Origin of the sequence: uncultured Eudoraea sp. (assembly GCF_947260015.1) — a bacterium.
Classification (GTDB): Bacteria; Bacteroidota; Bacteroidia; order Flavobacteriales; family Flavobacteriaceae; genus Eudoraea.
This window is the reverse complement of sequence record NZ_CAMYOM010000013.1, coordinates 90042-103595: the sequence shown is the minus strand read 5'-3', so window position 1 is coordinate 103595 and position 13554 is coordinate 90042. Positions and strand designations below refer to the sequence as shown.

Sequence of the window (13554 nt, the reverse complement as noted above, 5' to 3'; positions counted from 1 at the left end):
CGCTTAACCAATAAACCTTCAAAGTTTATTGCTACCATGCTTATCGGAAATAATATTGCTCTGGTGGTATATGGACTGTATATGGGAGAGTTATTGATGAATTGGTTCCAAACCAAATTACCTGCAGACAATAACTTTATTGAACTTATGCTTACAGATTTTAGCCTCTTGACACAGACGTTAATATCCACAATTATTATTTTGCTTACAGCAGAATTTTTACCCAAAGTACTTTTTCAGATCTATGCGAATAAACTTCTTAAATTTTTCGCGATTCCGGCTTATTTTTTTTATTTGATGTTTTCCGTTATTTCTGATTTTGTCATTAAAGTCTCCGATGTACTTCTCAAGGCCTTTTTTAAGACAGACGGTGATGAAGTACAACTGGCTTTTAGCAAGATTGAATTAGGGGACTATATTACAGAACAAATGGAAACTGTGTTGGAAGAGGATGAGATAGATTCTGAGATTCAGATCTTTCAGAATGCACTTGAATTTTCTGCAGTAAAGGCAAGGGAAGTTATGGTTCCCAGGACTGAGATTATAGCAGTGGAATTACATGAAACTCCTAAAAACCTGGCTAAACTTTTTACAGAAACCGGCTTATCAAAAATATTAGTCTTTAAAGACACGATAGATAACATTATTGGGTATATCCATTCTTATGAGCTATTTAAGAAGCCTAAATTAATTAAAAGTATACTGCTGCCTGTAGAGTTTGTGCCGGAGACCATGTTAATTCAGGATATTCTTAATGTGTTGACGAAAAAACGAAAAAGTATTGCCTTAGTGCTCGATGAGTATGGTGGTACTTCCGGAATAATGACCGTTGAAGACATTGTGGAGGAACTTTTTGGCGAAATAGAGGATGAACATGATTCAACAGATCTACTGGAAGAGCAACTAAATAGTAATACCTATAAATTTTCTGCCAGATTGGAAGTAGATTACCTTAATGAGCAATACAAGCTGGAACTTCCCGAAAGCGAGGAATACGAAACACTTGGCGGACTAATAGTGAATGAGACAGGTGAGATCCCTGACCAGAATTCTGAAATATGTGTAGAGCATTTTTTGTTTACAATCCTGGAAGTTTCCAACACAAAAATAGATTTAGTATCACTTCAGGTCCTGGAAAAGGATTAGTCCTATAAATATGAACCAGATAGCAAGCGTTAAGTTTTTATTTCTTAATGGAAAATACTAATTTCGCCAACTGATTTTAAATAAACAAAAAATGGCAATTCTAGAGAATATTAGAAAACGAACAACTATCTTAATACTGATCATTGGGATGGCCTTATTTGCATTCGTAGTTTCTGGAATTTTTACCAGTAATGATTTTTCTGGTGGAAAAGTTGGGTCTTCTGTGGGTGAAATTAATGGAGATGAAATTTCTGTCGACGACTTTAGACGAAAAATTGAGAGAGCATCAAGAAGGTCCGGACCAACAACTTCATCCATGCAATTAGTAAATTCTGTCTGGAACCAGGTAGAACGGAACACTATTTTAGGACAACAGATAGAAGATCTGGGTATTTCTGTTGAACAGGACCAGATAATAAATGTAATTAAATCCAGCCCCGGGATATCTCAGAATCCTCAATTTTCTGATGAGAATGGAAACTTTGATGAAACAAAATTTCGGGATTTTATTGCTGAATTGAAAATTAATGCCCCTGCACAATATGAAGATTGGTTGCAGGATGAAGAGACTATCATTCAAAGCTCAAAGGAACAAACGTATTTTAATTTAATAAGAGCAGGAGTTGGTGCCACTTTGAAAGAAGGAGAATTAGATTATAAATTAACTACCGATAAAGTAGATATAAGATATGTGAGAATTCCTTACACCTCCATTCCTGATAGTTCTTTTGTTATTACAAAAAAAGAAATTTCGGACTATATTAGTGCACATACGGAAGAATACGAGCAGCAAAGTTCCAGAGATATTCAATTTGTCTATTTTGAAGATAAGGCTTCTATTGCAGATGAGACTGCCATAAAAGATCAAATAACAAAACTTCTTGGTGATACTGTAGAATATTTTGAAGAACGCGATGAAACAGATACTATTCCGGGATTTAGAAATACAAAAGACAACGCTGCTTTTCTTGATAGAAATTCTGATAGCAAATTCGATACTATTTTTAAGTCGAAAAATGAACTTCCTATAAAATTTGCGGATACTCTAATGGCCTTAAATATTGGGGATTTATTTGGACCTTATCAGGATGGCGAAAGCTTTAAAATCACCAAAATGGTGAACAAAAAGCCAAATGGATCTGTAAAGGCCAGTCATATACTGATCACTTGGGAAGGAGCCGAAAGAGCAAACCCAGAAATCAAGAGAACCAAAGAAGAAGCCGAGGCCAAAGCAAATGATTTAGTAAAACAAGCTAAAGCCGAAGGAGCCGTTTTTGCCCAACTCGCAAGAGATAATTCCGACGGGCCTTCTGCCCCAAGAGGGGGTGACCTTGGTTACTTTCAAGAAGGGGTAATGACACCTAAGTTCAATGATTTTGCGTTTGGAAATGCGGAGGGCCATATTGGATTAGTTGAAACAGAATTTGGTTATCATATTGTACGTGTAGATGATAAGGAAGATCTTGTACAGCTGGCAACTCTAAGCAGGGAAATTGAGGCCTCAAACGAGACATTAAATACACTGTTTACAGATGCGACTAAATTTGAAATGGCAGCAACCTCATCAGAGAAGTCTTTTTCCGATTTGGCAAAAGAAAATGAATACTTGGTAAGACCAGTTAATAAAATAAATCAATTGGACGAAAACCTTCCAGGACTTTCTAACCAACGATCTATTGTTCAATGGGCATTTAATTCGGAAACAGAAATAGGTGATATTAAGAGGTTTGGAATTAGCAACGGTTATGCCGTTGTGCAGCTAACGGCGAAGTATGAAGAAGGTTTAATGTCTGTTGAAGATGCTTCAGCTAATGTCCTTCCAAAGATTCGCAAAGTAAAAAAAGCTGCAAAAATTATTTCTCAAAACCAGGGGAAATCTATTGAGGATTTAGCTTCAGGCAATAATACTAATATATCTACAGCCTCTTCATTAACAGTTAAAACTCCTACAATACCGGGCGCCGGTAGAGAACCTTTAGTTGTGGGCACTGCATTCGCCATGGCTCAGGGTAGTGTTTCAGATCTTATTGAAGGTGAAACCGGAGTATTTAAAATTGAAGTAACCAATAAAAATGAAGGCCCTAAGCTGGAAAATTATACCACATTCGCAAATTCTCTGCAGGCTTCAAACGGTACCCGGGTAAATACAAGTGTGTACAATGCCTTAAAGGAAAATTCAGAGATTATAGATAACCGAGCAACTTTCTATTAAGAATTATATCGTTTACCGTTAAAAACTTTTTAGAAAAGGATTCTAAAGTGTCGTTAGCATAAAAAAGCTTCTCTTATGAGAGGTTTTTTTATAATATCATTTTCGCAAATGGAATTACAGTTTTATATCCCTTGTTAATGAAGTATTCAGGAGTATTTTTATCACCTATGGCAAGTACAAAATCTCCGCCCCATGCCCCTAAACTTTTTATAGACCCTTCAAAATCAGGGAATAGCTTTTCCTTTACAGGTGTCAGATTAAGGATGTCTGCCAAAAGCAATTCATGAATGTTCATCAATTCCTTAAATCTGGTTATTTCAGTACAACAAATACATTCTTCTGTTAGTTCTGAAATTTTATTAATTAAAGTTTCTTTATCAAATTCCTGTTTCTTATATCTGGTAATCCCTTCTCTACTGTTTTGCTTTCTGTTTAGATGTACAAAGAACAAATCGTCTTTGAATGGAGGGATAAATTCAATTTCCTTTATAAATCGTTCCCCACGCTTAATTTGATAAATTATTGGACGATTATGCTGTGCACAGGCAATATCGTATCCACTTCCATTAAATGTTTCGGACAAAAGAGCATAAGGATCAACATTTGCCCATTGTGCAATATTACTGATAAGAGTAGAGGAAGATCCAAGTCCCCAATCTCTTGGAAAGCTTAGGGTTGTATGTACTTCATATCCCATTTTCCCATTTAAAAAATTCGGGTTCAACCTTTTGGCCTCCAGCAGAATTTTTAATAACATTTTGGACACCTTATCTGTAGATGTAAATAGATTTTCCACTTCATTTGGAATTTCCACCTCCGGGTTCCTAAAAAATTCTAATTGCAGAGAGGTATGAAACCATATTTCACCTTTTTCATCCAGGCTTGTCCATAAGATCACTGGTGAATCTAATTCTTTTATCGTTAAGGCTTGCCCGTATTTAGTAGGCAGGGCAAAGGATAGCGCGCCATCAAGAACTACGTACTCTCCGGTAAGCAACAACTTACCATTGCTGTAAAAATGTTGCGTCATAGATTGTTTCGTAAATTTTGAAGTGCTTCAACAACTGCGCTATGAGTGGCGGCATTCTTTTTAAAATAAGCTACCAAAGTTTTCTTTTCATCATCTGAGGCACTCATTTGATTAAGAATATTTAGCAAATGCATTTTCATGTGACCCTCCTGAATTCCTGTTGTGACTAATGATCTGACTGCGGCAAAATTCTGAGCCAATCCGGCCACTGCAACAATTTGCATTAATTCACGGGCTGATGGTTTTTGTAAAATCTCCAGAGCGAGATTTACTAAGGGATGTAATCTGGTAAGCCCTCCAACGGTTCCTAAAGCCAGTGGCACTTCTATCCAAAATCTAAAAATACCATCCTCCAAAGAGGCATGCGTAAGGCTTCGATAAGATCCATCTTTTGCTGCATAAGCATGTATTCCGGCTTCTACCGCCCTGAAATCGTTGCCCGTGGCGAGAACAACGGCATCTATCCCATTCATTATTCCTTTATTATGGGTAACCGCTCTGTAAGGTTCAACATTAGCGATATTAACTGCCCTCACCATTTTTTCTGCGAATTCTTTTGGGGAAACAGACTGTTCCACCTCCAGATCATTAATGGGGCATCTTACCTCGGCCCGAACAAGGCATTCCGGCACATAGTTAGAAAGAATACTCATAACGACTTCTATTTGCTGTTCATCTTTGTTAAACAACTTATAGTTTTGGGCTTCTCTCTTCAAGGTGGTAGCTAATTGCTCCAGACAGGAGTTGATGAAATTTGCACCCATAGCATCAAGGGTTTCAAACTTACAATGCAACTGATAATAGCTATCAAGTTTATGAGTCAAATCTCTTAGTTCTATTGATGTTATTCCACCCCCGCGTTTTTCCATATTTCGGGTGATGGATTTAGTATCACCAATTAATATTGGCTTTATTTCATCAATAAATACTTGTAATTTCTCCGTAGAACCTTTAAAGATAAAATGCACCTGCCCTATCTTCTGGGTACCTAGTACGATAGTCTTAAATCCGCCCTTATCCAGCCAGAATTTGGCAGCTTTACTGGCAGCCGCAACAACAGAACTTTCTTCAATAGCCATAGGGATGGCATATAATTCGTCATTAATAAGAAAATTAGGAGCAATTCCAAAAGGCAGGTAATAGTTACTGATCGTATTCTCTATAAATTCATCATGGAGTTTTTGTAACCCTTTATCTTTATTCCAGTATTTTTTAAGTATTCCTATTGTGGTATCCGAATTATCAGTATAATTATCGGCAATCCAATTGATTTTTTCTTCTTTGGAAAGTTTGGAAAAACCCTGGATCGGTGTTTTCATAGGCTAGTGTTCTATGAGGGCAAAGATAGTGATTACACAATTATGCCAAGGGGTTTCTTTATTCGAGGTCTTGGGGTATAAAGTTGCAATATTTTAAGTTCAAAGTTATTTTTTTCGCAAAAATATTAGTAAACTTGGGAGTTTATAATCAATTTTTAAGATTTTATGAATAAATCTCTCGTTCTTATTTTTCTTGCCATTTGCTTTTTAAATTACTCAACAGCTCAACAAAAAATGATTTCTCTGGAAGAGCTTTGGTCAGGAGCATATGCAACCGAGGGCATGGAAGCCATTTATCCTTTAAAAAATGGCAAACACTACACAGTTTTAAATACAGATAAAGCCAAAGGTATTGTCAGCATTGATAAATACGATTATAATACATTAGAGAAGATAGAAACTGTTGTCTCTTCACAGGACTTAACTTCAAAAGCGGCATTTAGCTCATATACCTTTTGTAAAGACGAATCAAAAATATTACTGGCAACAGAAGAGACTCCAATATACAGACGTTCTAAATTGGGTATCTATTATATATATGATACTGTCACCAAAGAAATAACGCAAATATCAGATACATGGATTCAGGAACCCACTTTTTCACCGGATGGTAAAAAGGTAGCTTTTGCCAACAATAATAATATGTATCTTTTTAATATAGCCGATGGAAAAATATTAAAAATGACCTCAGACGGAGAGAGGAATATGATTATTAATGGCATTGCAGATTGGGTATACGAAGAGGAATTTAAAATTGTCAGGGCTTTTGAATGGAATTCAGACGGGACAAAAATTGCTTTTTTAAGATTTGATGAAACTGCTGTTCCTGAATATGCGATGGATGTTTATGGAACAAACTTATATCCTTTTCAAAATATCTTTAAGTATCCCAAAGCCGGGGAAAATAATTCTGTAGTTACGTTGCATACCTTTGATATTGAATCAGAGAAAATTACAGAAATCTCACTCCCGGATGCATATTACATACCCAGGATAAATCAGATGAACAATCCGAATTATATAAGTGTTCAAACATTAAACAGACACCAAAATAAATTAAATTTATATACCGTAAACCTGCAAAATAGCTCAATATCCCTTTTACTTGAGGAAAAAGACGATGCTTATGTAGATATTTCAGATAACCTCACTTTTCTGGCCGATGATAGCTTTATATGGACCAGTGAAAAGGATGGGTATAATCACATTTACTTATATTCTGAAAGCGGGGACCTATTGCACCAGATTACCAATGGAGACTGGGAAGTTACCGATTACTATGGATATGATCCAAAGAAGGATAGAGTCTATTACCAGTCCACAGAGAATGGATCAATAAACAGAGATATCTATAGTATTGAAAGAAGCGGTAAGCATAAGAAGAGGCTCTCTTCAAAAGAAGGAACCAATTCTGCCGAGTTTAGTGCAGATTTTACTTATTTTATAAATGGGTTTTCCAATTCCATTACACCTCCTGAATTCACATTGCATAAGGCTGCATCGGGAGATAAATTAAAAGATATTTTAGACAATAATAGCCTTGTAAGCAAACTGGCGCAATATGAGTTAAGCCCTAAGGAATTTTCTAAACTGTCTATCAATGGCAACGAATTGAACATGTGGATGGTGAAACCAAAAGATTTAGATCCTTCCAAAAAATATCCCTTATTAATGTTTCAGTACAGCGGGCCGGGCTCTCAAAAAGTAGCCAATACATGGATGGGCTCAAATGACTATTGGCATCAGATTCTGGCTTCACAGGGGTATATTGTTGCTTGCGTGGATGGCAGGGGTACCGGTTTTAAGGGACGTGATTTTAAGAAGGCAACTTATTTGAATTTAGTGAAATATGAAACTGAGGATCAAATTGCGGCAGCTAAAAAACTAAGTGAATACCCTTTTATAGACCCGGATAGAACTGGGATATGGGGCTGGAGTTTTGGCGGGCATATGTCTACAAACTGCATCCTGAAAGGCAACGATACTTTTGAATTAGCTATTGCCGTTGCACCTGTCACCAATTGGAGGTTTTATGACTCTATCTATACAGAACGATTCATGAGAACCCCGGCTGAGAATCCGGGAGGTTACGATGAGAATTCACCTTTTAATTATCCCCAACTATTAAAGGGAGATTATTTGTTGGTGCACGGCTCAGGTGATGACAATGTACACGTGCAAAACAGTATGCGCATGATTGAAGCCCTGGTACAGGCCAACAAACAATTTGACTGGGCAATATATCCCGACAAAGACCATAGTATTAAGGGGGGTAATACCAGATTACATCTATATACCAAAATGACCATTTTTATAAAGAACAATCTATAACAAACCAAAACAAGCCATGACTACGACACCAAAACCAGCACATCAGAAAGAACTCTTCGGACACCCAACAGGGCTCTATATTCTGTTTATGACTGAAATGTGGGAGCGCTTCTCCTACTACGGTATGAGAGGTATTCTGGTCTTGTATCTGACTGCGCAGACCAGGGGAGATAACCCCGGATTAGGCTGGTTAGACGGAGAGGCTTTGTCCTTGTACGGTTGGTATACAATGCTGGTCTATGTGGCTTCTATCCCCGGGGGCATTATAGCAGATAAGATAATAGGACAAAAAAGAGCTGTTATGATCGGAGGCTTTTTACTAGTGGCCGGTCATGGTATTTTATCTATAGAGCTTATGTGGGCCTTTTATACCGGCTTGGGACTGATTATCGCCGGGGTAGGGATGCTTAAACCCAATATATCTACACTGGTTGGGGGCTTGTACCGACAAGGAGACGAACGCCGGGATAAAGGATTTTCAATTTTTTACATTGGGATAAATACCGGAGCAGCCTTGGCTGCCTTGCTTGTGGCCTGGGTAGCGGATGAGTGGGGTTGGCATGCCGGGTTTGGTTTAGCGGCTATAGGGATGGTTTTGGGGCAGGTTATTTACCTTTCAGGACAAAAGTATCTGGTAACTGTAGGAAATAAGCCAAAGGCAATAAAAGTCGATAGCGACAACGTGTCCATAAAAGATATTTTTAACAGGCAATTCAGTACCAGAACCCCATTGTTGGTCACTTTTTTCCTTGCCCTTTCTTCCAGTATTGTAGCTTGGTACTACATAGAGAATCAGAGGCTCGCCTATATTATTTTCTTTGTGTTCCTCTCTATCGTTGTTGGCATGATGGTAACCATTTATGGGGACCTGCGTTCAAAAATAGAGAAGGACCGTTACCTGGTTTTATTACTTTCTTTTATCATTGTAATCGTCTTTTGGGGGGCATTTGAACAGGCTGGTGGCCTGATGAATTTGTATGCAGAGAACAGGACGGACCGGTTCTTATTTGGCTATCAAATTCCTGCTGCCGCTTTTCAGTTTTTCAATCCTTTCTATATAATGATATTTGCTGTTCCCGTTGCCAATTTCTGGATGTGGTGGAAGCATAGAGGGAAAGAAGCTTCCTCACTTTTTAAAATGGCAAATGGAGTTATCATCATGGGCTTAGGATTTGTCTTTATGGTCTTTGCTTCTATGCAGTATGAAACCTTGGGTAAATCTGCCCTGTATTGGTTAGCATTGGCCTATCTTTTCCACACCATAGGGGAGTTATGTGCCTCTCCGGTAGCGTTGTCTTTTATAACCAAGCTCGCTCCCGTACGTTATGGTGCCCTTATGATGGGGGTTTATTTTGCTGCTACCGGGTTGGGGAATAAGGTAGCCGGATTAATAGGAGAATCGGCCTCAGATGCTGGGGAGCTGAATATCTTTGCAGGGATTACTATCTTTTGTGTCATCTTCGGCTTGTTGGTGATCGCTGTTCTGAAACCCTTAAAAAGATTAACACACGGTGCAGAGGAGGATGAGGGAGACCCTGCCCATTAAGACCCTGGGTTAGAGCCAGGGATTTAGCCTTATATTAACAACCAAACTATAGCAAATGAATACTGATGTCGAAAATCTGTTTAAGGATAAAGTCTTAGGACATCCTGCAGGCCTATTTGTCTTGTTTTTTACTGAAATGTGGGAACGCTTTTCATTTTATGGAATGCGTATTCTTTTGATCCTCTTCCTTACTGCCCCATTTGTCAGCGATAATCCGGGATGGGATTGGCCCAGAGAACATGCCCTGGCACTTATAGGCACCTATGCTTCGTTACTTTATTTAACCCCTATTGTTGGAGGCTATATTGCAGATAAATTTACGGGATATCGTATAGCTGTTGTAATAGGTTGCGCTATTATGACTTTGGGTCATGCTTTTATGGCAGTAGAAACTACCACTACTTTCTATCTGGGTCTTGCCTTTTTGGTAATAGGAACCGGGTTTTTTAAACCTAATATTACTTCGATTATTTCGGAAATGTATAAAGGCAAAGAATCCAAAAAAGATGGAGCATACACTATATTTTATATGGGTGTTAATGCCGGGGCATTTTTCGGAATGATGCTATGCGGGTATTTGGCTGAGAATTTTGGATGGTCCTGGGGATTTGGACTGGCAGGTATTTTTATGTTTTTCGGAATGATGCAATTTTTATTAGCTAAAAAACTATTTGGCAGTGTGGGTGGTAAGCCAAGCAAAGTTCATAAGGTAGAATTGCCTCAAAACATTAATGAAGAATCTCCGGAGATTATTGAAGAAGAGAAGGCGGCGGAAAAATTAAATCCGTTTACTACATTTGATTATATCCTTATAGCCCTTTCTGCTATAGGAGGATTGCTCTATCTCTTTAATGATCCAATTGAGAAGATAAGTGGGGATAATTTATTGCCTTTCGATATTTGGGGATTATCAGGTTCAAATTTTGTAGTACTCTTTGCACTAGTTTTGTTCCTTATTCTTCTTGTCTCAAGGATTTCAAGATATATTCCTTTGGTAAGAGACCGGATTATTGCTGTTGTTTTCTTTGGGATATTTACTGTAATTTTCTTTGCAGCCTTTGAACAGGCGTTAGGATCTATGACCCTCTTTGCAAGAGATTACACCAATAGAAATTTGGTGGGCTCTTCGGCAATGATTTTCAAAGTGGTGGATGCCTTACTTACAACTGTACCTCTCATAATTATTACATGGGTTTTATATCTGTTATTTAAAAAAACATATTCCAGAATTGGCTTATCAAATATTGTATTAGGATTGGCATTTATTGGGATTTGGAGTTTGGTCATTTATAGGTTGATTGACAAATTTTCACAAGAGGGAAATCAGATAGATGCATCCTGGTTTGGAATTCTAAACTCCTTTTTTATAATAACCCTGGCTCCTATGTTTTCACGATGGTGGGAAAGCAAGTACAATCCGAGTGCTGCTATGAAATACGGTCTGGGATTAATTCTTTTAGGTCTTGGATTTGCCATTTTATCTTATGGCTCAGCAGGAATTACACCCGGGTCAAAAACGGCTTCTGTAAGTATGATTTTTCTTATTTTGGCCTATTTGCTTCATACGATGGGAGAATTATGTCTTTCACCTGTAGGTTTATCTTATTTGAGTAAACTGGTGCCGGCCAGAATGATCGGATTTATGTTTGGTATTTGGTATCTTGCAATAGCCATAGGACAAAAAGCTGCTGGAACTATGGGGGGAATGATAGATAAAATTTCTGAGCAGTATTCTTTAAGCACGTTCTTTTTAATGTTTACCCTGGTGCCTATTACTTTTGGTTTTATTGCTATATTACTAAATCCGGTTTTAAAAAGACTTATGCACGGAGTGCGCTGATTTATTCTATTTCTAAGATAAACGCTCCTTTTTCACCGGTATAATAAAATGGCAGTTTTCTGTCTGAACACGATTTTTTCCACCTTGGGATATCACTTTTATAATTGCTTCCATCTGCTACAATGCTTTTTGGTTTAATAGAGTCCAGGAAGCGGTTAAGATTTATTTTAGGCGAATTTCCAAGGATAACATAATCGGTTTTCTGAAATTTTTGTAAGATAATTTCAGGCTTATTCAATATTAACAGATTTTGACCCTTTAAGTGATAGCTGTTTTGTAGCGTTTTGTAGTTAACTTTTTTGATGTTTTCTTCTACCATGATATTTTTAACTAAGCTTATCACCGCAACAGAATCTAAGCAATTTACATCTAAATAATTACCATTTTTATATAGAAGTGCCGAGGTGCCAATTTTATGTAAAACGATAATTTTTTGTTCCCTGCCTTTTTTTACTGTGGAAGAAATAAGCCATAATTGCAAGGCTATAATGCATAAAGCTGCCGTCAGTATGTTTTTAAATTTCTTCTCGATAAGACTAAATATCACAGTAAAAATGAGTAGATAGCTCAATACAAGCTGTAAAAAATCAAAGGGAATATCCGTGAAAATAAAGGATTCCTGTTGGGCTACCCATTCAACAACTTTATTCATCAGGGATATAAGCTTATTGTATAGTATGGATAAACTATTTGGAAGGATATCTACTAGCATAAGGGCTATGATCAGAAAACCTATTCCCAGAATTAAACCTAAGAATGGTACAATTAACAGATTTGAGATAAAAAATAATCCGGGGAACTGGTGAAAATAGAAAAGGCTAAGGGGTAGGACCCCAATTTGAGCGGCTAAGGAAATTGATACCAATTGCCAACATTTTTTAAAAATCACATTTTCTGGATTCCAGAGGTCTTGTAACATGGGAAACAACCAAAAAATTGAAAATACTGCTGCATAGCTCAATTGAAACCCCACTTGAAAAAGTAACATAGGGTCATAGATCAACAGAATAAAAAACATGGATAATGCCAGGATATTAAATGTACTGGTGGGCCGGTTCAGGTACATGGCATAGGCAACAAAAGAAAACATACTAACGGCTCTTATCACAGAAGGTGATAAACCAGCCAGCAGGGCATATCCCCAGAGAAGAATCACCGTAAGTATCAAGACGAGAATCTTTCCCCTGGGTAAACGTTCCAGAGGTTTTAGCAGAAATTGACATAGTAATAATACTATTCCAATATGCAATCCCGAAACGGCCAGGATATGCACAGCTCCTGCATTCTTATAATTCTTGTAAGTTTCCTTGCTAATTTCATTGCGTTGTCCGAGAAGTAGGGCCTGGATAATTCCAAGCTCCTCTCTTCCATAATCAGACTTGCCTAAACCTGATATAATTTTGCGTCTTATGGCCGCAGTGAGACCCAATAGAGTTAAAGAAGCGTTCTTTTTAATTAAATAATCCCGACTGTTTAATTTAAGTTGATGGAGAACCCCCAATTTTTTAAGATAATCGGCATAATTAAATCCATATGGATTAAGGGACAGACTAATTTTTTCAACTGGATTGAAGGTATAAATTTCTTCATCTACTCGGAATTTGTCCTTAAGCGTGTCTTTTTTACTACTAATGAGAATCCTTCCATTTGCTGGTACACCATCGATCTCAATTACATCAGCTATATAGCGTTCATTATAGCTATTGGGTTTGAGAATCTCATTGATTTTAAGATGTAAATATTGTTGATTTGGAAGCTTAAAGTTCGTGTAATGTTTTGAATTGTTATCGGGTAAAGTAAGTGCCACGGAGACCATGCCCAGACCAATTGTGCACAATGGGAAAAGGAAACCGAATGGCAGATTATCCAGCATGGTTTTCCGCGTCCACGATATACCCAGTAAAACTATGAACCCACCGGTAAGTCCTGTCGATAACAAAAGGGAAATATTGTTATAATACCCTATCAGTATCCCGAAAATCAAAAATAGAGTTAGCTTTACCGGGATAAAATCCAATAGCTTCATGGAGTTTATCAGGTTAATTCTACAAGCTATTAAAGTAGTATAGGGTACTGAATGTTAAGTTCAGTTAACAAGATTAAATTGAAATGAAGTATTCAGATAAACCA

8 protein-coding genes are annotated in these 13554 nt (G+C 37.5%); 5 read left to right on the top strand and 3 right to left on the bottom strand.

All coding sequences use genetic code 11. The annotated features are described in order from the left end of the window. Both Q0X66_RS08080 and Q0X66_RS08075 read left to right on the top strand, forming a co-directional pair. Positions 1 to 1146: hemolysin family protein (locus Q0X66_RS08080; RefSeq protein ID WP_297705087.1), on the top strand; the 1146-nt coding region annotated here is incomplete at its 5' end. Between the two features lie 91 nt (positions 1147 to 1237). Further along, positions 1238 to 3358 carry a SurA N-terminal domain-containing protein gene (locus Q0X66_RS08075; protein ID WP_297705085.1) on the top strand — a complete coding sequence of 707 codons (2121 nt, stop codon included), beginning with the start codon at positions 1238 to 1240 and terminating at the stop codon, positions 3356 to 3358. 88 nt (positions 3359 to 3446) lie between these two features. Here Q0X66_RS08075 and Q0X66_RS08070 read toward each other — a convergent pair whose 3' ends face one another. Continuing rightward, the gene (locus tag Q0X66_RS08070; protein WP_297705083.1) at positions 3447 to 4388 is read right to left on the bottom strand and encodes a GYDIA family GHMP kinase; all 942 of its coding nucleotides are present in this window, start codon (positions 4386 to 4388) and stop codon (positions 3447 to 3449) included. Next, the gene (locus Q0X66_RS08065; RefSeq protein ID WP_297705081.1) at positions 4385 to 5707 is read right to left on the bottom strand and encodes a hydroxymethylglutaryl-CoA reductase, degradative; all 1323 of its coding nucleotides are present in this window, start codon (positions 5705 to 5707) and stop codon (positions 4385 to 4387) included. Before Q0X66_RS08065 ends, Q0X66_RS08070 begins: the two co-directional genes overlap by 4 nt. A 165-nt stretch (positions 5708 to 5872) precedes the next feature. Here Q0X66_RS08065 and Q0X66_RS08060 point away from each other — a divergent pair, with 165 nt between their 5' ends. Genes Q0X66_RS08060 through Q0X66_RS08050 form a run of 3 tightly spaced genes read left to right on the top strand, consistent with a single transcriptional unit; the run spans position 5873 to position 11424 of the window. Further along, positions 5873 to 8038: a S9 family peptidase gene (locus Q0X66_RS08060; RefSeq protein WP_297705079.1), complete on the top strand. Its 2166-nt coding sequence runs from the start codon at positions 5873 to 5875 to the stop codon at positions 8036 to 8038. 16 nt (positions 8039 to 8054) lie between these two features. Further along, positions 8055 to 9584 (top strand): peptide MFS transporter, encoded by a 1530-nt coding sequence (locus Q0X66_RS08055; protein ID WP_297705077.1) that lies wholly within the window; start codon positions 8055 to 8057, stop codon positions 9582 to 9584. Between the two features lie 55 nt (positions 9585 to 9639). Then, positions 9640 to 11424 carry a peptide MFS transporter gene (locus tag Q0X66_RS08050; RefSeq protein WP_297705075.1) on the top strand — a complete coding sequence of 595 codons (1785 nt, stop codon included), beginning with the start codon at positions 9640 to 9642 and terminating at the stop codon, positions 11422 to 11424. Between the two features lies 1 nt (position 11425). On the opposite strand, the gene Q0X66_RS08045 is transcribed toward Q0X66_RS08050, so the two are convergent. Next, positions 11426 to 13450: a ComEC/Rec2 family competence protein gene (locus Q0X66_RS08045; RefSeq protein ID WP_297705072.1), complete on the bottom strand. Its 2025-nt coding sequence runs from the start codon at positions 13448 to 13450 to the stop codon at positions 11426 to 11428. Positions 13451 to 13554 lie beyond the last annotated feature (104 nt).